Source organism: Streptomyces sp. NPDC002306, from assembly GCF_053593435.1.
Map to the genome: position 1 here is coordinate 25,687 of NZ_JBSFCK010000003.1, position 26,617 is coordinate 52,303.

At 72.4% G+C, this 26,617-nt stretch carries 20 protein-coding genes; 5 read left to right on the plus strand and 15 right to left on the minus strand.

Going from position 1 to position 26,617, the window contains the following annotated elements:
• Positions 1-34: 34 nt before the first annotated feature.
• From ACWCQK_RS07840 to hrcA, 6 genes are all read right to left on the minus strand, one after another.
• Positions 35-520 (minus strand): hypothetical protein, encoded by a 486-nt coding sequence (locus ACWCQK_RS07840; RefSeq protein ID WP_451153050.1) that lies wholly within the window; start codon positions 518-520, stop codon positions 35-37.
• A gap of 142 nt (positions 521-662) precedes the next feature.
• Positions 663-1,055 (minus strand): VOC family protein, encoded by a 393-nt coding sequence (locus ACWCQK_RS07845; protein ID WP_451153052.1) that lies wholly within the window; start codon positions 1,053-1,055, stop codon positions 663-665.
• Positions 1,056-1,071: 16 nt separating this feature from the next.
• The gene (locus ACWCQK_RS07850; RefSeq protein ID WP_451153054.1) at positions 1,072-1,812 is read right to left on the minus strand and encodes a 16S rRNA (uracil(1498)-N(3))-methyltransferase; all 741 of its coding nucleotides are present in this window, start codon (positions 1,810-1,812) and stop codon (positions 1,072-1,074) included.
• Positions 1,809-2,909 carry a nitronate monooxygenase gene (locus ACWCQK_RS07855; RefSeq protein ID WP_451153056.1) on the minus strand — a complete coding sequence of 367 codons (1,101 nt, stop codon included), beginning with the start codon at positions 2,907-2,909 and terminating at the stop codon, positions 1,809-1,811. The genes ACWCQK_RS07850 and ACWCQK_RS07855 overlap by 4 nt, the downstream gene beginning before the upstream one ends.
• Positions 2,910-3,053: 144 nt before the next feature.
• A complete protein-coding gene (gene dnaJ / locus ACWCQK_RS07860) occupies positions 3,054-4,190 on the minus strand; it encodes a molecular chaperone DnaJ (protein WP_385782135.1) in 1,137 nt (378 codons plus the stop codon).
• On the minus strand, positions 4,191-5,207 hold the full coding sequence (gene hrcA, locus ACWCQK_RS07865) for a heat-inducible transcriptional repressor HrcA (RefSeq protein ID WP_451153897.1): 1,017 nt from the start codon (positions 5,205-5,207) through the stop codon (positions 4,191-4,193).
• A gap of 181 nt (positions 5,208-5,388) precedes the next feature.
• Between hrcA and ACWCQK_RS07870 the strand changes: the two genes are divergently transcribed.
• Both ACWCQK_RS07870 and ACWCQK_RS07875 read left to right on the plus strand, forming a co-directional pair.
• Positions 5,389-6,207, plus strand: a complete 819-nt coding sequence (locus ACWCQK_RS07870) for an MBL fold metallo-hydrolase (RefSeq protein ID WP_451153058.1) — start codon at positions 5,389-5,391, stop codon at positions 6,205-6,207.
• Between the two features lie 34 nt (positions 6,208-6,241).
• Positions 6,242-7,042 carry a DUF3097 domain-containing protein gene (locus ACWCQK_RS07875; protein ID WP_451153060.1) on the plus strand — a complete coding sequence of 267 codons (801 nt, stop codon included), beginning with the start codon at positions 6,242-6,244 and terminating at the stop codon, positions 7,040-7,042.
• 143 nt (positions 7,043-7,185) lie between these two features.
• On the opposite strand, the gene hemW is transcribed toward ACWCQK_RS07875, so the two are convergent.
• Entirely contained in the window at positions 7,186-8,418 is a 1,233-nt protein-coding gene (hemW, locus tag ACWCQK_RS07880) for a radical SAM family heme chaperone HemW (protein ID WP_451153062.1), read from the minus strand.
• 128 nt (positions 8,419-8,546) lie between these two features.
• Positions 8,547-10,463 carry a SpoIIE family protein phosphatase gene (locus tag ACWCQK_RS07885; RefSeq protein WP_451153064.1) on the minus strand — a complete coding sequence of 639 codons (1,917 nt, stop codon included), beginning with the start codon at positions 10,461-10,463 and terminating at the stop codon, positions 8,547-8,549.
• Between the two features lie 102 nt (positions 10,464-10,565).
• Between ACWCQK_RS07885 and ACWCQK_RS07890 the strand changes: the two genes are divergently transcribed.
• A complete protein-coding gene (locus ACWCQK_RS07890) occupies positions 10,566-14,822 on the plus strand; it encodes a HAMP domain-containing protein (protein ID WP_451153066.1) in 4,257 nt (1,418 codons plus the stop codon).
• Between the two features lie 2 nt (positions 14,823-14,824).
• Positions 14,825-15,400, plus strand: a complete 576-nt coding sequence (locus tag ACWCQK_RS07895) for a response regulator (protein ID WP_451153068.1) — start codon at positions 14,825-14,827, stop codon at positions 15,398-15,400.
• A 172-nt stretch (positions 15,401-15,572) separates the two neighbouring features.
• On the opposite strand, the gene ACWCQK_RS07900 is transcribed toward ACWCQK_RS07895, so the two are convergent.
• Positions 15,573-17,447: an AMP-dependent synthetase/ligase gene (locus ACWCQK_RS07900; RefSeq protein ID WP_451153070.1), complete on the minus strand. Its 1,875-nt coding sequence runs from the start codon at positions 17,445-17,447 to the stop codon at positions 15,573-15,575.
• Between the two features lie 262 nt (positions 17,448-17,709).
• A complete protein-coding gene (gene lepA, locus ACWCQK_RS07905; protein ID WP_451153072.1) occupies positions 17,710-19,584 on the minus strand; it encodes a translation elongation factor 4 in 1,875 nt (624 codons plus the stop codon).
• Positions 19,585-19,814: 230 nt separating this feature from the next.
• Between lepA and rpsT the strand changes: the two genes are divergently transcribed.
• The gene (rpsT, locus tag ACWCQK_RS07910; protein WP_385782112.1) at positions 19,815-20,081 is read left to right on the plus strand and encodes a 30S ribosomal protein S20; all 267 of its coding nucleotides are present in this window, start codon (positions 19,815-19,817) and stop codon (positions 20,079-20,081) included.
• Between the two features lie 228 nt (positions 20,082-20,309).
• On the opposite strand, the gene holA is transcribed toward rpsT, so the two are convergent.
• From holA to ACWCQK_RS07935, 5 genes are all read right to left on the minus strand, one after another.
• Positions 20,310-21,299 carry a DNA polymerase III subunit delta gene (gene holA, locus ACWCQK_RS07915; protein ID WP_451153074.1) on the minus strand — a complete coding sequence of 330 codons (990 nt, stop codon included), beginning with the start codon at positions 21,297-21,299 and terminating at the stop codon, positions 20,310-20,312.
• A 158-nt stretch (positions 21,300-21,457) separates the two neighbouring features.
• A complete protein-coding gene (locus ACWCQK_RS07920) occupies positions 21,458-21,703 on the minus strand; it encodes a hypothetical protein (RefSeq protein WP_451153076.1) in 246 nt (81 codons plus the stop codon).
• Between the two features lie 213 nt (positions 21,704-21,916).
• The gene (locus ACWCQK_RS07925; protein ID WP_451153078.1) at positions 21,917-22,750 is read right to left on the minus strand and encodes an arylamine N-acetyltransferase family protein; all 834 of its coding nucleotides are present in this window, start codon (positions 22,748-22,750) and stop codon (positions 21,917-21,919) included.
• Between the two features lie 4 nt (positions 22,751-22,754).
• The gene (locus ACWCQK_RS07930) at positions 22,755-25,331 is read right to left on the minus strand and encodes a ComEC/Rec2 family competence protein (protein ID WP_451153899.1); all 2,577 of its coding nucleotides are present in this window, start codon (positions 25,329-25,331) and stop codon (positions 22,755-22,757) included.
• 14 nt (positions 25,332-25,345) lie between these two features.
• Positions 25,346-26,605 (minus strand): helix-hairpin-helix domain-containing protein, encoded by a 1,260-nt coding sequence (locus tag ACWCQK_RS07935; protein ID WP_451153901.1) that lies wholly within the window; start codon positions 26,603-26,605, stop codon positions 25,346-25,348.
• Positions 26,606-26,617 lie beyond the last annotated feature (12 nt).

The window sequence follows — 26,617 nt, forward strand, 5'->3', positions numbered from 1 at the left end:
TATGCAGCGGCGCCGCCCGCCGACAGGGGGCCGTTCACTTGCCTTCGACCGGCCGGCAATGCGGATCGTCCACGCACCAGACGGTCCTGGTGACGGTCACCGTGGTGGTGGGCCGCCCCTGCTGACCGCCGGGACCTCCGCCGACGGGCGAGTGCGTGGCGTCGCAGTCACCGAGGCCGCTGACCCGGAACACCTCTTTGCCGCCCACCCGGGCGGTCAGGTCCCCGCGCACACAGGCCCCGTCGACGGCCCGGGTGACCTTCCCGGTGACGGTGATGTCCCGGCCGTCGTCCGTCCGGCCCTGGCAGTCGACGGTGGCGACGGTGTTCGCGCCGGCCGTGGCCGTCGCGTCACCGAAGTCGGCGGTGCAGCTCAGCCACTGCACGTCCACCTTCCGGCGCTGGAGTTCCTTCGTCGCGGTCTGGTCGGTCGTGTACGCCACCGAGGCGGAGCCCAGGCCGCCCGGATCGCACGCCACGACACCGGCCGCGGCGGTCACCGCGAGCACCGTCACGGCCATCGCCCGCGTCCCGCGCGGGCGGGCCCGAATCCGTCTCAAAGCCCCCATGGACGGCAGCGTGCCACTCCTGGCCGCCGGGCGGTAGACCGCGTGCCGTCACCGAAGGGACGAGGTTGCGCCGGACTGTTCGACTCCGCCGGTGTCAGCCGCGCAGCAGCTGCCACTCCTGAAGCTCCACGAGGTTGCCCTCCGGGTCCTTGAGGTGGGCCACCCGCATCCGGTCGGTCAGGGCGGCCGGGCCGTGCAGCAGGGTCGCGCCCCGGGAGGCGATCCGCGCGCAGTAGGTGTCCAGGTCGTCGACGCGCAGCACCACCAGGGAGCGGTGGCCCGTCGCCGAGTCGCCCAGCTCGCCGAGCACGCCCGCCATCATCGCCCGGTCCTGGAGGGCAATGCCCGCGGATCCGGCGGCGGGGCTGAACTTCTCGTACGGCCCGTCGGTGGCCCCCGACTGCGGTTTCAGGCCGAGGACGTCGGCGTAGAACCGGTAGCAGGCGGCGAAGTCGGTGACGAGCAGCCGGACCTGGGCGAGTTCCACGGTGTCCTCCAGGCGGTCATGACCAGCGGCCGGTGCGGCCGAGAAGCAGGGCCGCGGCCGCGGTCCCCGCGGTGGAGGTGCGCAGCACGCTGGGGCCGAGGCGGTACGGCCGCGCCCCCGCCTCCTCGAACAGTGCCAGCTCCTCGGGGGAGACCCCGCCCTCGGGCCCGACCACGAGCACGATCTCGCCCTCGGCGGGCAGTTCGGCGGCGGCCAGCGGCGCGTCACCGCTCTCGTGCAGTACGGCGGCGAAGGCGGCCCCGGCCAGCAGCGCGCCCACCTGCTTGGTCGACAGGGCGTCCGCGACCTCGGGGAACCGCACCCGCCGGGACTGCTTGCCGGCCTCGCGGGCGGTGGCCCGCCACTTGCCGAGCGCCTTCAGCCCGCGCTCGCCCCTCCACTGCGTGATGCAGCGCGAGGCGGCCCACGGCACGATCGCGTCGACCCCGACCTCGGTCATGGTCTCGACGGCGACCTCGCCCCGGTCGCCCTTGGGCAGCGCCTGTACGACGGTGATGCGGGGCTCCCGGGCCGGCTCCTCCGACACGGTGTCCAACTGGACGATCAGCCGGTCCTTGCCCTCGGTGTCCAGCACGACGCAGTCCGCCCAGCGCCCGGCGCCGTCGGTGAGGATCACGTCCTCCCCCGGCCGCAGCCGCTTCACCGAGACCGCGTGCCGCCCCTCGGCGCCGTCGAGGACGTACCGTCCGCCGCCGCCCGCGTCGAAGTGCCCGACCACGAACACCGGCGCGGTCATCGGGCACCCTCCCCGGGAAACGCGGTCGACCCCGGCAGGGCCGACGAAGCCGTCACCGCCGCGTCCAGTTCGGCGGCCAGCACCTCGACCAGCCGCCCGGCGGGCAGTTCGCGGGCCATGCGGTGGCCCTGGCCCGCCCACAGCGCCATGCCCTGGGCGTCACCGGCCTTGGCGGCGGCCTTGCGCAGCGGCGAGGTGAGGTGGTGGACCTCCGGGTAGGCGGCGGGCGCGTACGGCCCGTGCTCGCGCAGGAAGCGGTTGACCAGGCCGCGGGCCGGCCGTCCGGAGAAGGCGCGGGTCAGCTCCGTGCGGACGAACAGCGGGTTGGTGAGCGCCTGCTTGTGCACGGCGGCCGCGCCTGACTCGTGGGTGGCGAGGAACGCCGTGCCGAGCTGCGCGGCGGCGGCGCCGGCCGCGAGCACGGCGGCGATCTGGCCGCCGCGCATGATGCCGCCGGCGGCGACCAGCGGCAGGCTCACCGTCTCGCGGATCTGCGCGAGCAGCGCGAGCAGTCCTATGCCGGAGCCGTCGATCTCCTGGAGGTCACGGTGGGTGCCCTGGTGGCCGCCCGCCTCCACGCCCTGCACGATGACCGCGTCGGCGCCCGCGCGCTCCACGGCGAGGGCCTCCTCGGCCGTGGTGGCGGTGACCAGGGTGAAGGTGCCGGCCCGGCGCAGCGAGTCCAGCACGTCCCGGCTCGGGACGCCGAAGTGGAAGGAGACGACCGGCACCGGGTTGTCCAGCAGCACCGCGAGCTTGGCGTCGTATCCGTCGTCCCGGCCGCTCTCCGGGTCGCCGAGTTCCGTGTCGTACCAGGCGGCCTCGCCGGCCAGCTGGTGGGCGTAGACCTCTACGGCTCCGGTCTCCGCGTACTCCGGCTGCGGCATGAAGAGGTTCACGCCGAAGGGGCGGGCCGTGAGGCTCCGCAGCTCCTTGATCTCCTGGTACATGCCGTCGGTGGTCTTGTACCCGGCGGCCAGGAACCCGAGACCGCCCGCCTCGCAGACGGCGGCGGCGAGCCGCGGCACGGAGACACCGCCCGCCATGGGGGCCTGCACGATCGGACGGGCGCAGAGATCGGTCAGTGCGGAGGACATGACGGCATGTTGTCACGTCCTTCGAACAAGTCCGAATCGGGCCTTCACCGCGGCGCGGGGCCGGTCTCGGCCCGTCCGGAGGCGGGCGGACACCGGCGGCGAACCGGCGTCGGTCGTGGACCGACGCCGGTCGCGGACCGGCCGTCAGCGGCCGTTGAACGCGTCCTTCAGCCGGGAGAACAGCCCCTGCTGCCCGGGCTGGAACTGCCCCTGCGGGCGTTCCTCCCCGCGCAGCTTGGCCAGCTCCCGCAGCAGGCGCTCCTGCTCGGGGTCGAGCTTGTTCGGGGTCTGGACCTCGACGTGGACGATGAGGTCGCCCCGGCCACCGCCGCGCAGATGCGTGACGCCCCGGCCGTGCAGCGGGATCGACTGGCCGGACTGGGTGCCGGGCCGGATGTCGACCTCCTCCATGCCGTCCAGCGTCTCCAGCGGCACCTTCGTGCCGAGGGACGCCGCCGTCATCGGGAGCGTCACCGTGCAGTGCAGGTCGTCCCCGCGCCGCTGGAACATCGCGTGCGGCATCTCGTGGATCTCGACGTACAGGTCTCCGGCCGGACCGCCACCGGGCCCGACCTCGCCCTCACCGGCAAGCTGGATCCGCGTGCCGTTGTCGACACCGGCCGGGATCTTCACCGTCAGCGTCCGACGGGAGCGCACCCGGCCGTCGCCCGCGCACTCCGGGCAGGGCGTCGGGACGACGGTCCCGAAGCCCTGGCACTGGGGGCAGGGGCGGGACGTCATGACCTGGCCCAGGAAGGACCGCGTGACCTGCGACACCTCACCGCGACCGCGGCACATGTCACACGTCTGGGCACTCGTCCCCGGCGCCGCGCCCTCACCGTTGCAGGTGGAGCAGACGATCGCCGTGTCGACCTGGATGTCCTTCGTCGTGCCGAAGGCCGCCTCGTCCAGCTCGATCTCGAGCCGGATCATCGCGTCCTGGCCGCGGCGCGTGCGCGAGCGCGGCCCGCGCTGCGACGCCGTGCCGAAGAAGGCGTCCATGATGTCCGAGAAGTTGCCGAAGCCACCCGCGCCGAAGCCACCCGCGCCGGCCCCGCCGGCCTGGGAGAGCGGGTCGCCGCCGAGGTCGTAGACCTGCTTCTTCTGCGGGTCCGACAGCACCTCGTAAGCGGCGTTGATCTCCTTGAACCGCTCCTGGGTCTTCGGATCGGGGTTGACGTCCGGATGCAGCTCGCGCGCGAGCCGCCGGAAGGCCTTCTTGATCTCTTCCTGCGACGCGTCGCGGCGCACGCCGAGAACGGCGTAGTAGTCCGTGGCCACCTACGACTCCGCCAGGATCTGTCCGACGTACCGTGCCACTGCGCGTACCGCTCCCATCGTTCCCGGGTAATCCATGCGGGTCGGTCCCACCACACCGAGCTTGGCGACCGCCTCGTTGCCCGAACCGTAGCCGACCGAGACCACGGAAGTGGAGTTGAGTCCCTCATAGGCGTTCTCGTGACCGATGCGTACGGTCATGCCCGAATCACCCGCCTCGCCAAGCAACTTCAGCAGCACGACCTGCTCCTCCAGCGCCTCCAGCACCGGGCGGATCGTGAGAGGGAAGTCATGTCCGAAGCGGGTCAGATTGGCGGTGCCGCCGATCATCAGCCGCTCCTCGTTCTCCTCGACGAGCGTCTCCAGCAGGGTGGAGAGCACCGTCGAGACCGTACCGCGGTCCTCCGCCTCGAAGGCGTCCGGGAGGTCCTCCAGCAGCCGCGGCACGTCCGCGAACCGGCGCCCCGCGACCCTGCTGTTCAGCCGGGCCCGCAGATCCGCCAGGGAGGTCTCGCCGAACGGCGCCGGGCAGTCGACCACCCGCTGCTCGACCCGGCCGGTGTCGGTGATCAGCACCAGCATCACGCGCGCCGGGGCCAGCGACAGCAGCTCCACGTGCCGCACCGTGGACCGGGTCAGCGACGGGTACTGCACGACGGCGACCTGCCGCGTCAGCTGCGCGAGCAGCCGCACGGTCCGGGCCACTACGTCGTCGAGGTCGACGGCCCCGTCGAGGAAGTTCTGGATCGCGCGCCGCTCGGGCGCCGTCATCGGTTTGACGCCCGCGAGCTTGTCGACGAACAGCCGGTAGCCCTTGTCGGTGGGGATGCGCCCGGCACTGGTGTGCGGCTGGGCGATGTACCCCTCGTCCTCCAGGGCGGCCATGTCGTTGCGCACGGTGGCCGGCGAGACACCGAGGTTGTGCCGCTCGGTGAGCGCCTTGGAGCCCACCGGCTCCTCGGTGCCGACGTAGTCCTGGACGATGGCGCGCAGCACCTGGAGCCTGCGTTCGCTCAGCATCTCGCGCACACCTCCAGCATGTCGTCGCCTCGGCCGTCTTCCCGTGTCGTCCCGGTTCCTGGCACTCTGCGCGTGCGAGTGCCAGCGTTCCCCGAGCCAGTGTACGGCCGTGGGGTACGCCCCGGGCAAGGCTGGGCCTGCGACGTCGTGGCGGGCCCGCTCCTACCGCTAGCGTCGCCGCATGACGGTGACTTGGGAAGAGCTGGGGTGGGAGCGGCTGGCCGAGGGGGTCGGCCGGTGCCGTCTGCCGGTGTGGGACTGCACGGTGGGGCTGGTCGTGGGGGCCGGTTCCGCGTTGCTGGTCGACGCCGGTTCGAGTCTGGCGGAGGGCGCCCGGCTGCGCGGGCAGGCGGAGGCGATCGCCGGGTGCCGTGTGCGCTTTCTCGCACTCACCCACCCCCACTTCGACCACGTCTTCGGGGCGGCGGCGTTCGCGGACGCAACGGTGTGGGCGGCGGCGGGCGAGAGCGCGGACGCGGGACCGGACGGCCTCGCGGGACCGGACGCCGTCGACGGACCGGACGCCGTCGGACGTGACGCAGTCGGACGTGACGCCGTCGCACGTGACGCTTTCGGGGACGGGCGTGAGGAGATGCGCGCGGACGCGGTGCGCAACGGCCTCGACGCCACGGCCGCGCGGGAGGCGGCCGACGCTCTCGCGCGTCCGCATCACGCCGTCCGGGGCGGTCTGCGCCTGGAACCGGCCGGTGGCCCGTCCGTCCTGCTGGCCGACGTGGGCCCGGGGCACTCCGCCCGGGACCTCGCGGTCGTGGTGCCGGGCGACCCGGTGGTGGTGTTCTGTGGCGACCTGGTCGAGGAGTCCGGCGCGCCGCAGGCCGGCCCCGACGCGGTTCCGGCGCGCTGGCCCGCGGCGCTGGACCGGCTGCTGGCCCTGGGCGGCGAGGACGCGCTGTACGTGCCCGGTCACGGGGCGGTGGTGGACGCGGCCTTCGTGCGGGCGCAGCGGGACGCGCTCGCGGAGCGTTTCGGCGTGTCGTGAGCCCTCGCCGACGGCTTCTCCTATCGTCATCCGAATGCGCTCGTACTCAGCCGACCTGACGCCGCCGTGGAAGAAGCCCAAGCCGGTGCCGGAGGTCCCCGCCGAGCCCGGTCTGGTGGTCGAGGAGCCCGGTACGGGCTTCTGCGGCGCGGTGATCCGCTGCGAGGCGGGCACGGTGACGCTGGAGGACCGCTTCGGCAAGCACCGGGTGTTCCCCCTGGAGCCGCGGGGCTTCCTCCTGGAGGGCAGGGTGGTGACGCTGGTCCGGCCCGCCGCGGGCGGCCCGCCGCGCCCCGCCCGTACGGCGTCCGGCTCGGTCGCCGTGCCCGGCGCACGGGCCCGGGTGGCCCGCGCCGGGCGCATCTACGTCGAGGGCCGGCACGACGCCGAGCTGGTCGAGAAGGTGTGGGGGGACGACCTGCGCATCGAGGGCGTGGTCGTGGAGTACCTGGAGGGCGTGGACGACCTGCCCTCGATCGTGGCCGCCTTCTCCCCCGGACCGGACGCCCGGCTGGGCGTGCTGGTGGACCACCTGGTGCCGGGCTCCAAGGAGTCCCGGATCGCCGCGTCGGTGACGAGCGCGCACGCACTGGTGGTGGGCCACCCGTACATCGACATCTGGGAGGCGGTGAAGCCGTCGTCCCTGGGGATCGAGGCCTGGCCCCGGATCCCGCGCGGGCAGGACTGGAAGACCGGCGTGTGCCGGGAACTGGGGTGGCCGCAGAACACGGGGGCCGCGTGGCAGGCGATCCTGTCCCGCGTGCGGTCGTACAAGGATCTGGAGCCGGAGCTGCTGGGGCGGGTCGAGGAACTGATCGACTTCGTGACGGTCTGACGGCCACAGGGCCTCGTGGTCGGAGGGTGTGGCGGCCACAAGGCCTCGTGGTCGGAGGGTGTGGCGGCCCGGCCGCGGACGCCCCTTCGGTCCACGAGGTCCCGTACGACCGCCTCGGTCCGCCGGATCCCCGCGTCGCCGCCTCAGTCCACGAGGTCCCGCACCACCGCGTCGGCCAGCAGTCGCCCGCGCAGGGTGAGCACCGCGCGGCCCGCCTCGTACGGCTCCGGCGACAGCAGCCCGTCCGACAGGGCCCGTCGCGCGGCCGTGCGGCCGGCCTCGTGGAGCAGGTCCAGCGGTACGCCCTCCCGCAGCCGCAGCTCCAGCAAAATCCGCTCCACCCGCCGGTCCTCGTCGGAGAGGATCTCCCGCCCGGCGCCCGGTGAACGGCCGCCCCCCAGCGCCGCCGCGTACGCCCCCGGGTGCTTCACGTTCCACCAGCGCACCCCGCCGACGTGGCTGTGCGCGCCGGGTCCCGCGCCCCACCAGTCGGCTCCGCGCCAGTACAGCTCGTTGTGCAGGCAGCGGGCCGCCTCGGAGGTCGCCCAGTTCGACACCTCGTACCAGTCGAAGCCCGCCGCCGACAGCGCCTCGTCCGCGATCAGGTACCGGTCCGCGTGGACGTCGTCGTCCGTCATGGGGACCTCGCCGCGCCGGATGCGGCGGGCGAGCTGGGTGCCCTCCTCGACGATCAGGGCGTACGCGCTGACGTGGTCGGGGCCGGCCCCCAGCGCCGCGTCCAGGGAGGCCCGCCAGTCGTCGTCCGACTCGCCGGGTGTGCCGTAGATCAGGTCCAGGTTGACGTGTGCGAAGCCCGCCGCGCGCGCCTCGGCGACACAGGCCTCCGGCCGGCCGGGGGTGTGGGTGCGGTCGAGGATCTTCAGGACGTGCTGCCTGGCGCTCTGCATGCCGAAGGAGATCCGGTTGAAGCCGCCGTGCCGGAGCGTGGCGAGATAGGCCGGGTCCACCGACTCCGGGTTCGCCTCCGTCGTGATCTCCGCGTCCGCCGCCAGCCCGAACTCGGCGCGGATCGCGTCCAGCATCCGGACGAGATCGTCCGCGGGCAGCAGGGTGGGCGTGCCGCCGCCGACGAAGACCGTGCGCACCTCGCGCGGGTCGTCACCGAGGACCTTGCGGGCCAGGCGGATCTCGTCGATCAGGGTGTCGGCGTAGTTCTCGCGGGAGGCGAGGACGCCGCCGGTGCCGCGCAGCTCGGTCGCGGTGTAGGTGTTGAAGTCGCAGTAGCCGCAGCGGGTCGCGCAGTAGGGGACGTGCAGGTAGAACCCGAGGGGGCGGCCGGCGGCTCCGGCGAGCGCGGAGGCGGGGAGCACGCCGTCGCCGGGGACGGGCTCGCCGTCGGGGAGTGCGGAAGGCATGTCCCCCATTGTCCCGCACGCTCGGATGGTCCCCGGGCCAGGCGGACCGAACCGGGCGGAGCGCGGACCCGCACCCGCACCCGCACCCGCACCCGCACCGGCCACGCCGTGGCCCCGGGACGCCCTGGCTATTCCGCCTGGAGCACCAGCAGGGCCAGGTCGTCCTCCGGTGGCCGGCCGCCGAACTCGTGGACCAGGCGCCTGATGCGCTCAGCGATCAGTTCCGCGTCGAGACCCGCGCAGCCGGCGAACGCCGTGGCGAGGCCGTCGCCGTCGTCGAACTGGCGCGGACCGCAGCGCCGCTCGGTCACCCCGTCCGTGACGCAGAGCAGGCTGTCGCCGGGGAGCAGCTCGAAGGCGTCACTGGTGTACGTCTCGTCCTCGACGACCCCGAGGAGGGTCTGCGGCCGGGCGACCGTACGGACGCCGCCGTCGGGGCCGAGGAGCAGCGGCAGCGGGTGTCCGGCGGAGGCGAGGGTGCAGCGGACACCGCCGTCGAAGGGGACGAGCTCGCCGTAGAGCAGGGAGAGGAAGCGGGTCTGCGGGCCGTCGCCCGGGCCGGCCGGGCCGACGAGGGCGCGGGCGGCGGCGTCGGCGGCCTCCGTCGCGTCGTCCAGGAGGAGCTGGTTGAGCCGGTCCAGGACGTCGGCGACGCGGTAGCCCTCGCGGGCCAGCAGCCGCAGCCAGGGCCGGGCGAGGCCGATCACGACGGCCGCCTCGGGGCCCTTGCCCTGGACGTCGCCGACGGCGAAGCACCAGCGGCCGTCACCGGCCGGGAAGAGGTCGTAGAAGTCGCCGCTGGGGCCGCCCTTGTCGCAGGGCTCGTAGACGAGGGCGCTGCGCACCCCGGGGATCTCGGCGACGGCGCCGGGCAGCAGGCCGCGCTGGAGGACGGCGCTGATGGTGGCCTGGCGGGCGTACTGGCGGGCGGCCCCGATGGCCAGCGCCACCCGGCGGCTGAGGTCCTCCACCAGTCCGGTGACCTCGTCGGGGAAGCGGGCCAGTCCGGCCCGCCCGATGACCAGGGTGCCCAGCGGGCGCCCGCCGGCGACCAGGCGGTAGGCGAGCGCCGTACCGTGCGCCCCCCGGGACCCGCGGGCGACGCTCCCGCCCGGCGCCACCCCGGGCCAGGGAAACGGCACGGGCCCGGAACGTATCGCGTCCGGCGGTCGCGGCGGGTCCTTCTCCAGGGCCGTGCGCAGCTCCTCGATGACGTTCTCGCTGCCGTGCCAGACCCGGGCCAGCCGTGGCCCGGCGCCCGCCGCGTCGCTCCAGCCGCCCCGGCCGGTGGCCTCGTCCTCCAGCCACACCGCGCACCAGTCGGCCAGCCGCGGCACGATCAGCTGGCCGGTGAGCGCGGCCACCAGGTCCTCGTCGAGCTGGCCCGCGAGCAGGTCGGAAGCCTCGGCGAGGAAGGACAGGGCGCCGCGGCCCAGCCAGTCCCGGTCCCGGTCGGCCCGATGGGGCTCGGGGGCGAGGCTCTCGGCCACGCCCAGCGCGAACGCCGGAGCGCGCTCGGGGTCGTACGCCCGCGGGTCCGCCTCCGGCTCGGCGGGCAGCCGTGCCCACACCGTCTTGGTGCCCCGGCTGTAGGTGACGCCCCAGGCCTCGGCGAGGGTGGCGACCAGGCGCAGGCCGCGCCCGTACTCCGGTGTCTCGAAGGGCGGTTCGGCGGCGCCGTCGCGCGGAGGACGTGAGGGGTGCTGGTCGGAGACCTCCACGACGACGGCGCCCGTCGGCTCCTCCAGACGGCACACCAGCCCGACGTCGGTGCCGGCGTGGACGACGGCGTTGGTGACGAGTTCGCTGACGACGAGCGTGACGTCGTCGGCCAGGAGGTCGGTGAGGTGGGCGGTGCCGGGCAGGCCGCGGGTGGCCCACTCGCCGAGCGCGGCGCGCACGAGGGCGCGGGCGGAGCCGGGCGCCAGGGAACTTCCGGACAGGGTCGCGCGCACCTGCGCGCGCTCCGGCGCGCACACGTCGGAGGCGCCGGAAGCTTCGGAGGCAAGGGGAAGGGTCTCCCGTTGCGTCGGAATGGCCCCCATGGACAGCTCCCCGAACGGTTCGGACGAATACGCCTCGGTCGATGCCGACAGAGTGACAGACTGGCCACGCCCATAAGCACCGAGTTACCGAAGTGGGCCGCCATGAGTGAGAACAGTGCTACGCGTGTGCTCGAAGACGGACAGAAACCCGACCATATCCGAGCATCCGAACTGCGCCCTCTGCTCGCCGCGATGACCGCGGCACGGGACGGCGACTTCACCAAGGTGCCGGAATCCGGCCAGGGGATGGTCGCCGAACTCATCGCGGCCTTCAACCAGATCATGGATCGCAGCACGCACTTCAACTCCGAGGTGCAGCGCGTCAAGAGGGAGCTCGTCCGGCACGGCCGGCTCGACGAGCGGGTGTCGGCGAGCCCGGGTCCGGGCGCCTGGACCTCCCGGGTGAACGACGTGAACCAGGTGCTCGACGCCCTGGTGGCGCCGGCCGCGAACGCCACGCGGGTGCTGGACGCGGTGGCGGGCGGCGATCTGACCCAGCGGGTCGACCTGCACGACGGCAGCCGGCAGCTGCGCGGTGATCTGCGCCGGCTGGGCCGGACCGTGAACAAGATGGTCGACCAGCTGTCGCTGTTCACCGGCGAGGTGACCCGGGTGGCCCGCGAGGTCGGCACCGAGGGCCGGCTCGGCGGCCGGGCCAAGGTGCAGGGCCTGTCGGGAAGCTGGCGGGACGTGACCGAGGCGGTCAACACGATGGCGTCCCGGCTGACCGCCCAGGTCCGTGACATCGCCTTGGTGACCACGGCGGTGGCCCGGGGCGACCTGACCCGCACGGTCACCGTCGAGGCGACCGGTGAGCTGCTCGAACTGAAGCTGACCGTGAACACGATGGTCGACCAGCTCTCCGCCTTCGCCGACGAGGTCACCCGGGTGGCCCGCGAGGTCGGTACCGAGGGCCAGTTGGGCGGCCGGGCCCAGGTGCGGGGCGTCTCCGGCGTCTGGAAGGACCTCACCGACAACGTCAACTTCATGGCCTCGAACCTCACTTCTCAGGTCCGCAACATCGCCCAGGTGACCACGGCGGTGGCCAACGGCGACCTGAGCCAGAAGATCACCGTCGACGCGAAGGGCGAGATCCTCGAACTGAAGTCGACCATCAACACCATGGTCGACCAGCTCTCCGCCTTCGCCGACGAGGTCACCCGCGTCGCCCGCGAGGTCGGCACCGAGGGCAACCTCGGCGGGCGGGCCCAGGTGCGGGGCGTCTCCGGGGTCTGGAAGGACCTCACCGACAACGTCAACTTCATGGCGGACAACCTGACCTCGCAGGTCCGCAACATCGCCCTGGTGTCCACCGCCGTCGCCCAGGGCGACCTGGGCAAGAAGATCACCGTCGAGGCGAAGGGCGAGATCCTCGAACTGAAGTCGACCATCAACACCATGGTCGACCAGCTCTCCGCCTTCGCCGACGAGGTCACCCGCGTCGCCCGCGAGGTCGGCACCGAGGGCAACCTCGGCGGCCAGGCGCAGGTGCGGGGCGTGTCGGGGGTCTGGAAGGACCTCACCGACAACGTCAACTTCATGGCGCTGAACCTGACCTCGCAGGTGCGCAACATCGCCCAGGTGACCACGGCCGTGGCCAACGGCGACCTGTCAAAGAAGATCACCGTCGACGCGCGCGGCGAGATCCTCGAACTCAAGGACACCGTCAACACGATGGTGGAGCAGCTGCGCGCCTTCGCCGACGAGGTCACCCGGGTGGCCCGCGAGGTCGGCACCGACGGGCGGCTGGGCGGACGCGCCCAGGTGCTGGGCGTGTCGGGCGTGTGGCGGGACCTGACCGACAACGTCAACTACATGGCCGACAACCTGACCTCACAGGTCCGCAACATCGCCCAGGTGGCGACGGCGGTGGCGCAGGGCGACCTGTCGAAGAAGATCGACGTGGACGCGCGCGGCGAGATCCTGGAGCTGAAGACCACCATCAACACCATGGTGGACACGCTCTCCTCGTTCTCCTCCGAGGTGACCCGGGTGGCCCGTGAGGTCGGCTCCGAGGGACAACTGGGCGGCCAGGCACGGGTGGAGGGCGTGTACGGCACCTGGAAGCGGCTGACGACGAACGTGAACGAACTCGCCCTGAACCTGACCACCCAGGTCCGGGCGATCGCCGAGGTGGCCTCGGCGGTGGCGCAGGGCGACATGTCCCGCTCGATCACGGTGGAGACGCAGGGCGAGGTCGCCGAGCTGAAGGACAACATCAACCTGATGGTGGCCAACCTGCGCGAGACGACCCGCGCGAAGGACTGGCTGGAGTCGAACCTCGCCCGGCTGGCCGCCCTGATGCAGGGCCACCGCGACCTGATGGAGGTCGCCGACCTGATCCTGCGCGAGCTGACCCCGCTGGTCAACGCCCAGTACGGCGCCTTCTACCTGGCCGATCCCGAGGACGGCGCGGGCGTGCGCACCGCCGTTCCGGCCAAGGGTCTCGCGTTCATCGCGGGCTACGGCTCGGCGCAGGGCGCGACCGTCGAGACGGGCGGCCTCCCGGTGCACGGCCTGGTCCGTCAGGCGGCCCGGGAGAAGAAACGGATCCTCGTCGAGGAGGCCCCGCCGCACTACATCAAGATCAACAGCGGTCTGGGGGAGGCGGCCCCCACCACGATCGTCATCATCCCGATCCTGTTCGAGGACAAGCTCCTCGGTGTGATCGAGCTGGCGTCCTTCTCCCGCTTCTCGGACGTGCACCTGGCCTTCTTCGACCAGTTCGTGAACACCATCGGCGTGGCCATCAACACGATCATCGCCAACTCCCGCACGGAGTCACTGCTCGGCGAGTCCCAGCGACTGGCGACGCAGCTCCAGGACCGCTCGGACGAACTCCAGAAGCAGCAGGCCGAGTTGCAGCGCTCAAACGCGGAACTGGAGGAGAAGGCCGCGCTCCTGGCGACGTCCTCGCAGTACAAGTCGGAGTTCCTGGCCAACATGTCGCACGAGCTGCGCACCCCGCTGAACTCCCTGCTGATCCTGGCTCGCTTGCTGTCCGACAACCCGGACGGCCATCTCTCCGACCAGGAGGTCCAGTTCGCGTCGACGATCCACCGCTCGGGCTCGGACCTGCTCCAGCTGATCAACGACATCCTGGACCTGTCGAAGATCGAGGCCGGCCGGATGGACGTACGGCCCAAGAAGCTCCCCCTCATCAAGCTGCTGGACTACGTCCACGCCACCTTCCGCCCGCTCACCCTCGACCGGGGCCTCGCCTTCGAGCTGTCGGTGGGGGAGGCCGTGCCGCGCGAGATGTACTCGGACGAGCAGCGCCTCCAGCAGATCCTGCGCAACCTGCTCTCCAACGCGATCAAGTTCACCGCGTCCGGCCGGGTGGAACTGCGGGTGAGCCGGGTGGCGGACCCCGAGCACCGCTTCGTCCAGGTCAGCGACGAGGTGATCGCGTTCGCGGTGTCGGACACCGGTATCGGTATCGCCCCCGAGAAACTCCCGGTGATCTTCGAGGCGTTCCAGCAGGCCGACGGCACGACCAACCGCAAGTACGGCGGCACGGGCCTCGGCCTGTCGATCAGCCGGGAGATCGCGGGCCTGCTCGGCGGCCGGATCGTCGCGGAGAGCGACCCGGGCAAGGGTTCGACCTTCACCCTGTACGTCCCCGTGGCCAGCCCCGGTCGCTCGGCGAACGGCCACGCCCCGCAGGACCGAGCCACACGAGACCGAGCCACGCGGGACCGAGTCCTGAACGAACGCGCTCTGGACGAACGTGCCTTGGACGAGCGCGCGCTGGACGGTCGCGCCCTCGACGAGCACGCGCTGGACGAGCGCGTCCCGGTCGCCGTCCCCGAGCAGTCGGCCGCCGAGCCGTACGCGGCCCCGCACGAGAGCGACGACTCCTGGCCGTTGCCGACCAAGCTGGAGGCCTGGCAGTCCGGCCGCGCGAGTCAGGTGCTGCACGGCAGGCGGGTGCTGATCGTGGACGACGACATCCGCAACGTCTTCGCGCTCACCCACGTCCTGGGCCGGGTCGGCATGCCGGTCCTCTACGCGGAGAACGGCCGCGAGGGCATCGAGACCCTGGAGCGCAACCCGGACGTCGAACTCGTCCTGATGGACATCATGATGCCGGAGATGGACGGCTACGAGACCATCGCCGCGATCCGCCGCACCCCGCGCTGGACCGGGCTGCCCATCGTCGCCCTGACGGCCAAGGCGATGCCCGGCGACCGCGAGAAGTCCATCGCGCGGGGCGCCAACGACTACGTCCCCAAACCGGTGGACGTGGACCGGCTGCTGACGGTCGTCTGCGCCCTCCTCGACCCCGGGAACACCGGCCCCGCGGAGCCCGATGCGCCCGAGGAGTCGGAGGGGCACGCATCGAGTGAGGCACCGTGATCATGAGTGCTGGGGCAACGACCGACGAACGCGCGGGCATCCTCCTCGTCGACGACATGGAGGACAACCTGATCGCGCTGGAAGCCATCCTGGGGTCTCTCAACCAGCCGCTCGTCCGGGCCCGCTCGGGCGAGGAGGCGATGAAGGCGCTGCTGCGGCAGCGGTTCGCGCTCGTCCTGCTCGACGTCCGCATGCCGGGCATGGACGGCTTCGAGACCGCCGCCAACATCAAACGGCTCGACCAGACCAAGGACGTCCCGATCATCTTCCTGACCGGCGCGGACGACGACTCCGGCTACGCCTTCCGCGGCTACGCGACCGGCGCCGCCGACTATCTGACGAAACCGTTCGACCCGTGGGTGCTGCGCGCCAAGGTCTCGGTCTTCCTGGACCTGCACCGCAAGAACCGCCAGCTGGAGCGGCTGCTGGCCGGAGAACAGGCCGGCTTCGGCCGGCTGAGCAGAGAACTGGCCGCGCTGGAGGACCAGCTGTCCGGGGACGATCCCCCGGACCTGGAGACCCTGCGCACCCGGGTCAGGGAGCTACGTCACCTGATCGGCAGAGGCCGCGTGTCCTGACGCGGGAGCGCGTGTCCTGACCTGGGAGCACGACTCCTGAGGTGGGAGCGTGGGGCGGGGCGCGGTGAACCGTGCGGCCGGCCACGGCGAACCCGTGGCCACGAACAGTTCCCCGCCTCCCTCGCTCCTCGCGAATCCCTACGCCTCGCGAATCCCTACGCCTCGCGAATCCCTACGCCTCGCGCGACCCGGAGTACATCTCGTCGATCAGATGCTTGTACTCCCGCTCCACCACCGGCCGCTTCAGCTTCAGGCTGGGCGTGATCTCGCCGTGCTCCACATCGAGGTCCCGCGGCAGCAGCCGGAACTTCTTGATGGTCTGCCAGCGCTGGAGCCCCTCGTTGAGCTCCGTGACGTACCCCTCGACGAGGGCGACCGTCGCGGGCGCGGCGACGACCTCGGCGTACGACTTGCCCGCGAGCCCGTTCTCCTTCGCCCACTCCAGGATCGACGGCTCGTCGAGCGCGATGAGCGCCGTGCAGAAGTTACGGTCGGCGCCGTGCACGAGGATGTTGGAGACGTACGGGCACACCGCCTTGAACTGGCCCTCGACCTCGGCGGGCGCGATGTACTTGCCGCCGGACGTCTTGATGAGGTCCTTCTTGCGGTCGGTGATCCGCAGATAGCCGTCGGCCGACAGCTCGCCGATGTCGCCGGTGTGGAACCAGCCGTCCGACTCCAGCACCTCGGCGGTCTTGTCGGGCAGCCCGTGGTAGCCCTCCATGATGCCGGGGCCGCGCAGCAGGATCTCGCCGTCCTCCGCGATGCGCACCTCCGTGCCGGGCAGCGGCTTGCCGACCGTGCCGGTGCGGTAGGCCTCGCCGGGGTTGACGAAGGAGGCCGCGGAGGACTCGGTGAGCCCGTAGCCCTCGAGGACGTGGATGCCGGCGCCGGCGAAGAAGTAGCCGATCTCGGGCGCGAGGGCGGCACTGCCCGAGACACAGGCACGCAGCTTGCCGCCGAAGGCCTCGCGGATCTTGGCGTAGACGAGCGCGTCGGCGACCTTGTGCTTGGCGGACAGCCCGAACGGCGCCGTGCGGTTGCCGGTGCGCCGGAAGTTGTCCTGGGTGACCTTGGCGTACTCGCGGGCCACCTCGGCGGCCCACTGGAAGATCTTGTACTTGGCGCCGCCACCGGCCCGCGCCTTGGCCGCGACCCCGTTGTAGACCTTCTCGAAGATGCGCGGCACGGCCGCCATGTACGTCGGCTGGACCACCGGAAGGTTCTCGATGATCTTGTCGACGCGGCCGTCGACGGCGGTGACGTGCCCGACCTCGATCTGGCCGGAGATGAGCACCTTGCCGAAGACGTGCGCGAGCGGCAGCCACAGGTACTGGACGTCGTCGGCGCCGACCAGGCCGGTCGAGGCGATCGCCTTCGCCATGTACGACCAGTTGTCGTGCGGCAGACGCACGCCCTTCGGGCGGCCGGTGGTGCCGGAGGTGTAGATGAGGGTGGCGAGCTGGTCCTTGGTGATCGCCGCGACCCGCTCCTTGATCAGCTCGGGGTGCTTCTCCAGGTACGCGGCACCGCGCTGCTCCAGCTCGGCCAGCGAGAGCACCCAGTCGCCGGTCTCGACGCCGGCCGGGTCGATCACCACGACATGGGTCAGCTCGGGCAGCTCGGCGCGCTTCTCCCGCACCTTGGCGAGCTGCGCCGCGTCCTCGGCGATCAGCACCCGGCTCGCGGAGTCGGAGAGGATGAACGCCGATTCGTCGGCGTTGGTCTGCGGGTAGACCGTGGTGGTGGCGGCACCGGCGCACAGGATGCCCAGGTCGGCGAGGATCCACTCGACGCGGGTCGAGGAGGCCAGGGCCACCCGCTGCTCGGGCCCCACACCCAGCTCGATCAGGCCCGCGGCGATCGCGTAGACCCGCTCGGCGGCCTGCGCCCAGGTGAGCGACTTCCAGTCGTCCGGGCCCTGCCCCGGGGCCGCGACCACCGGATAGCGGTAGGCCTCGGCGTCCGGGGTGGCCGCCACGCGGTCCAGGAAGAGGCCCGCGACGGACGGCGGACGGTTCTCGATCAGTGTCTGTGTGTCGCTCACGACATCCTCCGGGGCCCGCGACGGTGCGGCTGGCTCAGTGCGGCTGGGTCTGCTCACGGGGTGTGGTTGTGACTGTTGTTTAACTCGCGAGTAACTAGCGAGCAGAGATCAGACTAAGCCGCGACCGGCGGCTGCGTAAGAGGCCGCGGCCTGTCACTTCGTACAGAGAGCGACCGCCCGCATGCACGGGGGCCCGCCGCACTTTCGTACGACGGGCCCCGATTGCGTCCGTTTCGGCGATGTACCCGCGGGTAACCCGTGGTTACTTCTTGCCCTTGCCCGCTCCCGCGCTGTCATCGCTGGAGAGCACGGCGATGAAGGCCTCCTGCGGAACTTCCACGGAACCCACCATCTTCATCCGCTTCTTGCCCTCCTTCTGCTTCTCCAGCAGCTTCCGCTTACGGGAGATGTCACCGCCGTAGCACTTGGCGAGGACGTCCTTGCGGATGGCGCGGATGGTCTCGCGCGCGATGACCCGGGAGCCGACCGCGGCCTGGATGGGCACCTCGAAGGCCTGCCGCGGGATGAGCTCTCGCAGCTTGGCGACGAGCCGCACGCCGTACGCGTACGCCGCGTCCTTGTGCGTGATCGCCGAGAAGGCGTCCACCTTGTCGCCGTGCAGCAGGATGTCGACCTTGACCAGGCTGGAGGTCTGCTCGCCGGTGGGCTCGTAGTCGAGCGAGGCGTAACCGCGGGTCTTGGACTTCAGCTGGTCGAAGAAGTCGAAGACGATCTCGGCCAGCGGGAGCGTGTAGCGGATCTCGACCCGGTCCTCGGACAGGTAGTCCATGCCCAGGAGAGTGCCGCGCCGGGTCTGGCACAGCTCCATGATCGAGCCGATGAACTCGGACGGCGCGAGGATCGTGGCGCGCACGACCGGCTCGTACACGTCGTTGATCTTCCCCTCGGGGAACTCGCTCGGGTTGGTGACCGTGTGCTCGCTGCCGTCCTCCATGAGGACGCGGTAAACCACGTTCGGCGCGGTGGCGATGAGGTCGAGCCCGAACTCGCGCTCCAGCCGCTCCCGGATCACATCGAGGTGCAGCAGGCCCAGGAAGCCGACGCGGAACCCGAAACCGAGGGCCGCGGAGGTCTCCGGCTCGTACACCAGCGCGGCGTCGTTGAGCTGGAGCTTGTCCAGCGCGTCACGCAGCTCGGGGTAGTCGGAGCCGTCGAGCGGATAGAGCCCCGAGAACACCATCGGCTTGGGGTCCTTGTACCCGCCGAGCGCCTCGGTCGCCCCCTTGTGCAGGGTGGTGATGGTGTCACCGACCTTGGACTGGCGGACGTCCTTCACACCGGTGATGAGGTAGCCCACCTCGCCGACGCCGAGACCGTCGGCCGGCAGCATCTCCGGCGAGTTGGTGCCGATCTCCAGCAGTTCGTGCGTGGCGTTGGTGGACATCATCCGGATCCGCTCACGCTTGGTGAGCTGGCCGTCGATGACACGCACATACGTCACGACGCCCCGGTAGGAGTCGTACACCGAGTCGAAGATCATCGCGCGGGCGGGCGCGTCGGCGACCCCGACCGGCGCCGGAACGGTCGCGACGACCTTGTCCAGCAGCGCGTCCACACCGAGGCCGGTCTTGGCGGACACCCGCAGCACGTCGTCGGGATCGCACCCGACCAGGTTGGCGAGCTCCTCGGCGAACTTCTCGGGCTGCGCGGCCGGCAGGTCGATCTTGTTCAGCACGGGCACGATCGCGAGATCGTTCTCCATCGCCAGGTACAGGTTGGCGAGGGTCTGCGCCTCGATGCCCTGGGCGGCGTCGACGAGGAGGACGGTTCCCTCACAGGCGGCCAGCGACCGTGAGACCTCGTAGGTGAAGTCGACGTGCCCGGGGGTGTCGATCATGTTGAGGATGTGCGTCGCACCCTGGTCGGGACCCGTGGTCGGGGCCCAGGGCAGACGCACCGCCTGGGACTTGATCGTGATGCCGCGCTCGCGCTCGATGTCCATGCGGTCGAGGTACTGAGCGCGCATCTGCCGCTGGTCGACCACACCCGTCAGCTGGAGCATCCGGTCGGCGAGCGTGGACTTGCCATGGTCGATGTGCGCGATGATGCAGAAGTTGCGGATCAGCGCCGGGTCGGTACGGCTCGGCTCGGGCACATGGCTAGGGATCGCGGGCACGCAGGGTCCTGATTCTTGAGGCGTCCGCAGTGTCTGCGGTCTCGGGTCGGATCGTTACGTAGCCTCCATGGTCCCACGCGCGGCGACCTGGGACCGGTTTGGGCCACTCGGAGAGCCCCTGGTAGTGTGAATAGCTGTGTCTCTTGCCCTCTCAGCACGAGACACACCCCAAGAAAATCATCGGCACGGGACCCGAGCGGCCCCGTGCCAGAACCTGCAAAGGCTCATTCGTGGCGAACATCAAGTCCCAGATCAAGCGGATCAAGACCAACGAGAAGGCCCGGCTGCGCAACAAGGCCGTCAAGTCCTCCCTGAAGACCGCGATCCGCAAGGCCCGCGAGGCCGCTGCCGCGGGTGACACCGAGAAGGCCACCGAGTACCAGCGCGCTGCCGCGCGTCAGCTCGACAAGGCCGTCGCCAAGGGTGTCATCCACAAGAACCAGGCCGCCAACAAGAAGTCGGCGCTGGCCACCAAGGTCGCGTCCCTCAAGGGCTGAACCTCTTCTTTGATCTGACCGCCGGAAGGACCCAGAGCGGGCCCTCTCTCATCCGCTCCCGTCCGGCACCCATCGATCCGCGCGCGGCCTGCGTTCGCCACGCGGGCGCGGATCTCCCGGTTTGAACCGAAGGCCCCGGAGCCCGTCCTTCCCCAGGACGAGCGCCGGGGCCTTCGGCGTCCCCCCGGACTCAGCCGCGCGGGCGAGGGACCCCGACCTCGCGTGGACCTACGCCCGTCCCCTGGAACGTGCCGCGCGGGCGATCGTCACGACCGCCTTCTCCAGGGCGTACTCCGGATCGTCACCGCCGCCCTTGACCCCGGCGTCGGCCTCGGCCACCGCCCGCAGGGCCACGGCGACCCCGTCCGGAGTCCACCCCCGCATCTGCTGCCGCACCCGGTCGATCTTCCACGGCGGCATCCCCAGCTCCCGCGCCAGATCGGCCGGCCGCCCACCGCGGGCCGAGGACAGTTTCCCGATCGCCCGCACCCCCTGGGCCAGCGCGCTCGTGATCAACACCGGCGCCACCCCGGTCGCCAGCGACCACCGCAGCGCCTCCAGCGCCTCCGCCGCCCGCCCCTCGACGGCCCGGTCGGCCACCGTGAAGCTCGACGCCTCGGCCCGCCCGGTGTAGTACCGCCCGACGACGGCCTCGTCGATCGTGCCCTCGATGTCGGCGACCAGCTGGGCCGCCGCCGCCGCCAACTCCCGCAGATCGCTCCCGATGGCCTCGACGAGGGTCTGGCACGCCTCGGGCGTGGCCGACCGGCCCAGCACCCGGAACTCGCCCCGCACGAACGCCAGCCGGTCCGCCGGCTTCGTCATCTTGGGGCACGCCACCTCCCGCGCCCCCACCTTGCGCGCGGCGTCCAGCAGCCCCTTGCCCTTGGCGCCGCCCGCGTGCAGCAGAACGAGCGTGATCTCCTCGGCGGGCGCCCCGAGATACGCCTTCACGTCCTTGACCGTGTCGGCGGACAGATCCTGCGCATTGCGTACGACCACGACCTTGCGCTCCGCGAAGAGCGACGGACTCGTCAGCTCGGCGAGCGTGCCGGGCTGCAACTGGTCCGAGGTCAAATCCCGTACGTCCGTGTCGGCGTCGGCGGCCCGCGCGGCGGCCACCACCTCCCGCACGGCACGGTCGAGCAGGAGGTCCTCCTGGCCCACGGCAAGCGTCACGGGGGCGAGAGGATCGTCATTCGCAGTCTTCCTGGCCATCGCGCCAAGCATGGCACGCCCCACTGACAACGAACGGCGGGACGGCGCGGACGGCGGGACGGCGCGGACGGCGGGACGGCCGGACGGCCATCGCACAGCGCCGGTGCCCGCGCGCCCGAGCCGGCCGTGGCCGGGGGCCGTCAGACCGACCCCCGGGGCTACGGCTCCTCGCGCCAGCCGTCCCATTCCCCCACGAACGCGTCCAGCTCCCTCGGATCCAGCCGGCCGGCCTCGTCCCGCAGGACGAGAAGCCACTGCGCGTCCTCGGCGTCGTCCTCACCGGCCAGCGCGTCCCGCACCAACTGCGGCTCCTCGTCGAGCGCGAACCGCTCCCCGAGCGCCTCCGCCGCCTCCTCCGCGGCATCGCGGTCGGGCAGCACCAGCACATGTCTCACATCACTCACGGAGCCATTCTCCGGCACGGCGACACCCGCCGATCCCCTGCCCTGCCCGCCCCGTCCCCACGAGCCGGCCGAGCCTCCCTCTCCCGACTCCGCGCGCACCCCGCTCGCCTCACCCGGCCGCGCATCCCTGTCCGCCCACACGACCGCGAGCCCCGCCCGCACGGTCCGCGCCGCCACGGAGCCGGCTGTCGCACCGCACCGGGCGCGTCGCCGTCACACACGACCGGCGACAACGGGCACCGCGCGGAGTTCGATCCCGAACCGCTCCCGGTACACCGCGAGCACCTCCTCGTCGCCGCCCAGGTCGCGTTCGGTGCGCCGCGCGTCGGCGGACGTCTCCGTGAGCCGCCGCCCGCCGAGCGTGATCCTCCCTCCGTCCTCCGTGAGCCGCGAACAGACGAGTGACCGGGTGAAGTGCGACGCGGGCGAGGTGCTGTGCCACCAGGCCCCGGCCGTGAAGTCGGCGAGCACCCGGGGGCGCGTCTCCAGGCGGTACCGGAGCTTGCCGTCCCGGATCACGTCCAGGTCGCGGGCCGCGGCCTCCCCTGCCGCCCCGCCCCGCGCTCCGGCCGCGTCCGGCCCCGCCTCGGCGATACGGAACACCCCACCGGGATCCTCCTGCGCGCCCCGCTCCCCGAACCGCAACGGAAGGTGGCTGTGCGTCCCGAAGCCCACGTCGGCCAGCCACTCGCCCTCGTCCCGCGTCCCCACCCGCAGCGCGAGATGGTCGTACGGGATCCCCAGCCGCCCTTCCTCCCCGTACGACCGCGCCGCCAGCAGCGTGACCTCGAACCCCAGCGCGGCCAGCAGCGCCCCGAACGCCCCGTTGACCTCGTAGCAGAACCCTCCCCGTCCGGCGCCGACCAGCTTGTCCACCAGTCGCTCCTCCTCCAGCACGATCTCCTCGCCGAGATGGATCGACAGGTTCTCGAAGGGCACGGTCCGCAGGTGGCGCAGGTGCAGTCGCCGCAGGACATCGGCGGTGGGGTGCTCGGGTCGCTCGACCCCGAGGCGGTGGAGATAAGCGAGAACCTGGGTAGAATGCATGGCCTCAGTCTCCCCTCACCCGCAACTCCGCTCCCACACCGGTCACCGCCAACGCCCCGTCCACGTCCGTCCGCAGCACCACCGCTCCCCCGGCCCGCAGTGCCGCGACCGTGCTGGGGGCCGGGTGCCCGTACGTGTTGTCCGCGCCCGTCGAGATCAGCGCCACCCGGGGCGACACCGCCCGTATCAGATCCGGGTCCTGATAGGCCGAGCCGTGATGGGCCACCTTGAGCACGTCCACCCCGCCCAGCGACCCGCCCGCCGTCGATCGCAGCAGCGCCTGCTGGGCCGGGGGTTCGAGGTCTCCGAGCAACAGCAGCCGCAGGCCGCCCGACCGCACCAGCAGCGTGACACTGGCGTCGTTGGGGCCGTCCGGGTCCGGTGCGGGCCACGACCGCGGCCACAGCACCTCCCACGCGAGGTCACCGATGCGCCGCCGCTCCCCGGCGGCGGCCACGGTGAGCGGCACACCGTGCGCCGAGGCCTCCCTCCGCACGAACTCGGCCTGTTCCACGGGCTCCGCGAAGCCGGTCGTCTCGATCGCGCCCACCTCACGTCCGCGCAGCACGCCCGGCAGTCCGGCGACATGGTCGGCGTGGAAGTGGGTGAGCACCACCAGCGGGACCCTGGTGACGCCGAGCGTGCGCAGACACCGGTCGACCAGCACCGCGTCGGGCCCCGCGTCCACCACCACGCCGGTGCCCTTGCCCGCCGCCAGCACCGTCGCGTCGCCCTGTCCCACATCGCACATGGCGAACCGCCAGCCCGGCGGCGGCCACCCCGTGATCACCCTGGTCAGTGGCGGTGGCTGCACCACCACGAGCAGCAGCGCCACCCCGCAGGCAGCGGCCAGCCGGGGCCTGCGCGACAGTGGCCGTCCCGCGCCCACGACCACCGCCGTGACGAGGGCGAGCAACAGCGCGCCCGTCCAGTCGCCGGGCCAGTCCACTCCCCCGCCGGGCAGCGCCGCCCCGAACCGGGCCACGTCCGCGATCCACCCGGCGGGCCAACTCGCGCACCAGGCCAGCGCCTTGGCCACCGGCATCACCACCGGTGCCGCCGCCAGCGCCGCGAAGCCCAGCACGGTGGCCGGCGCGACCGCGAACTCCGCGAGCAGATTGCACGGCACCGCCACCAGGCTCACCCGCGCCGACAGCACGGCGACGACCGGCGCGCACACCACCTGGGCCGCGGCCGCGGCGGCCGACGCCTCCGCCAGACGCGGCGGCACCCGGCGCCGCCGCAACCCGGCGCTCCAGCGCGGCGCCAGTGTGAGCAGCGCGCCCGTGGCCAGCACGGAGAGCAGGAAGCCGTAGCTGCGCGCCAGCCACGGGTCGTACAGCACCAGCAGCAGCACCGCCGTCGCCAGCGCCGGGAGCAGCGATCTGCGGCGGCCCGTCGCCAGGGCGAGCAGCGCGACCGTGCCGCAGGCCGCCGCCCGCAGCACACTCGGATCGGGTCGGCACACGACCACGAACGCGAGGGCGAGCGCACCGCCGAGCAGCGCCGTCGTGCGCAGCGGGACGCCGAGGCGGGGTGCCAGGCCGCGCCGCTCGACGTGCTGGGCCAGACCGGGCGGCCCGAGGAGCAGGGCCAGGAGGATCGTCAGGTTGCTTCCGGAGACCGCCAGCGTGTGCGTCAGGTCGGTGGCCTCGAAAGCCTCGTCCAGTTCAGGGGTGATCCGTGAGGTGTCCCCGACGACCAGGCCCGGCAGCAGCGCCCGCGCGTCGGCCGGCAACCCGTCGGTGGCCTCCCGCAGCCCCGCTCTCAACCGCCCCGCGAACCGCTGGGCCGCCGACGGTCCGTCCACCACCTCCGGCGCCGCCCGCTCCCGCACCCGCAGCACGGCCGCGACCCGGTCGCCGCCCGTCGTCGGCGGAGCCAGCCGCCCGGTCACCCGCAGTCGTGTCGACGGCAGCAGTCCCAGCCAGGGTGAGCCCGCCGGGCCCTCCTCGGTGAGCCGCGCGCGCTCATCCGGTCCCGGGTCCCGCGCGCCCACCTCGACGATGAGCAGCACCGGTGTCCGGGCCGACGCCGACGGCCCTCCCGCCTCCTCAATACCTCGCACGTCGGCCTCGATCAGTGCGGAGACCGGAGCCGCCCGGTCGCCCGCGGCCCGCGGCCTGGTGAGCCGAGGGTCCGAGGTGACCTCGACCTCGGCGGTGACAGTGGCGTACTGCCGGGCAAGTCCGGGCACCGGCCCCCGGCGCAGATCCGCTCCGTGCAGCCCTGCCGAGGCGGCGGCCGCGGCGACGCAGAGCAGCGCGGCCGCGATCGTCACCCGCGGCCAGGTGCCCGGCCCGTACGCGCGTCGGCCGGATCCGGCCCGCCGACGTGCCGCCAGCAGGACGCCGGCCGCGGACAGGCAGACGACCACGATGCCGATGACCCGCGCGGGCGGTGCGTCCAGCGTCAGCGCGGCCGTCGCCCAGGCCGCGAGCGCCGGTGGCACCAGCCGGAGATCCGTCGGTCCTTCCTGCCGTGGGTGGGCGGCTCCCAGCCGGGCACCGGAGTCGGCGTGCACGGCTCGGCGGGGGTGCGAGGGGGAACCCCGGGAACCGGGGCGCGGGGCGGCGTTCATGGCCGTACGAGCGTTCATGGCCGTACGAGATCGCGTAGATCGGCGAAGCGGCGCTCGCCGATGCCGTTGACCTCACGCAGCTCGTCCACGGAGCGGAAACCGCCTTGCCGCGCGCGGTAGTCGAGGATGTGCCGGGCCAGTACGGGCCCCACGCCGGGCAGGGTGTCGAGCTGGTCCACGGTGGCGGTGTTCAGCGAAACCGGCGCCCCGGGCGGGGTGCCACCACCCAGCCCCTCGGTGGCGCCGCCCACGCCGGTCCCGGCCACCGCGACCGGTGCGGGGCCGCCGACGACCACCTGTTCCCCGTCCACGAGGAACCGGGCGCGGTTGAGGCCGTCGGTGGGGGTTCCGGGGCGCACTCCGCCGGCCGCGCGGAGCGCGTCGGCCACCCGGGAGCCGGCGGGCAGCCGATGGATCCCGGGGACACGGACCTTGCCGCTGACGTCCACCACGATCTCGGTCCCGGCCGCACCGGGACCGGCCGCCCTTTCTTCCCTACTCGCCTCCGTGCCCGCCGTGTTCGACGCACCGGCCGAGGCGGCGGGGTCGGTTCGCCCGCCCGGCACCCGTTCCCCGTACGCGGCAGCCGCCCGCACCACCTCGGGTGCCCTTACGGACTGGGTACGCCCGGTCCAGAAGTGCTGTACGGCGAAACCCGCGGCGACGACGAGCAGCACCGTGAGCGCGACCACGTTCCCGCGCTCCAGACCGCACCTCGTCTGCAACCACACCGGCATGCGCTCCCGCAACGCGGGCCCCACACGCTCCCGCCAAGTCCCGGGCGCACGAGCGGAGTCGGCGCTGACATCGGCGTCTGTGCCCACCACCGCCTGGGACTCGGGCCCCGCCCCGGGCCGGGGTCCCCCGTCGACGCGGAGATCTGCCCCGGACCAAGAGGCCGCTTCGGCACGGGGATCCGTCCCGGATCGGTGTCCTAAGCCGTCGCGGAGAGCCATCCCGGGCCGAGAGGCCGCCGCAGGCTGAAGATCCGCCTCGGACTCGGGTCCATTCCCTGCGCGGACATCCCCCTCGGACTCGGGTCCATTCCCCGCGCGGACATCCGCCTCGAACTCCGGCCCATCCCCGGCGCGGGGATCCGCCTCCGCCCCACCCTCACCGGCATGCGTCTCCGGTTCCCGCCGCTTCCCCGCGTGTTCGGCGAAGAGGATCTCCGCCCGTCGGCGGAGTTCCTCCGCGGGTGCGTGCCGATGGCGGGAGCGGTGGCGGGCGGCCGCTCGGCCGGGGCGGGAACGGGGGTGGGGGTGGGGGCCGATGTCGGAGCGAGT

What these genes read in the sequence shown, in the direction of transcription:
- ACWCQK_RS07875 (WP_451153060.1), top strand. Translation starts at nt 6,242, where the DNA reads ATGCGCTCGTACTCAGCCGACCTGACGCCGCCGTGGAAGAAGCCCAAG.
- ACWCQK_RS07925 (WP_451153078.1), bottom strand. Translation starts at nt 22,750, where the DNA reads ATGCATTCTACCCAGGTTCTCGCTTATCTCCACCGCCTCGGGGTCGAG.
- ACWCQK_RS07885 (WP_451153064.1), bottom strand. Translation starts at nt 10,463, where the DNA reads ATGGGGGCCATTCCGACGCAACGGGAGACCCTTCCCCTTGCCTCCGAA.
- ACWCQK_RS07870 (WP_451153058.1), top strand. Translation starts at nt 5,389, where the DNA reads ATGACGGTGACTTGGGAAGAGCTGGGGTGGGAGCGGCTGGCCGAGGGG.
- holA (WP_451153074.1), bottom strand. Translation starts at nt 21,299, where the DNA reads ATGGCCAGGAAGACTGCGAATGACGATCCTCTCGCCCCCGTGACGCTT.
- hrcA (WP_451153897.1), bottom strand. Translation starts at nt 5,207, where the DNA reads ATGCTGAGCGAACGCAGGCTCCAGGTGCTGCGCGCCATCGTCCAGGAC.
- ACWCQK_RS07930 (WP_451153899.1), bottom strand. Translation starts at nt 25,331, where the DNA reads ATGAACGCCGCCCCGCGCCCCGGTTCCCGGGGTTCCCCCTCGCACCCC.
- ACWCQK_RS07895 (WP_451153068.1), top strand. Translation starts at nt 14,825, where the DNA reads ATGAGTGCTGGGGCAACGACCGACGAACGCGCGGGCATCCTCCTCGTC.
- ACWCQK_RS07840 (WP_451153050.1), bottom strand. Translation starts at nt 520, where the DNA reads ATGGCCGTGACGGTGCTCGCGGTGACCGCCGCGGCCGGTGTCGTGGCG.
- ACWCQK_RS07855 (WP_451153056.1), bottom strand. Translation starts at nt 2,909, where the DNA reads ATGTCCTCCGCACTGACCGATCTCTGCGCCCGTCCGATCGTGCAGGCC.
- ACWCQK_RS07850 (WP_451153054.1), bottom strand. Translation starts at nt 1,812, where the DNA reads ATGACCGCGCCGGTGTTCGTGGTCGGGCACTTCGACGCGGGCGGCGGC.
- hemW (WP_451153062.1), bottom strand. Translation starts at nt 8,418, where the DNA reads ATGCCTTCCGCACTCCCCGACGGCGAGCCCGTCCCCGGCGACGGCGTG.
- ACWCQK_RS07890 (WP_451153066.1), top strand. Translation starts at nt 10,566, where the DNA reads ATGAGTGAGAACAGTGCTACGCGTGTGCTCGAAGACGGACAGAAACCC.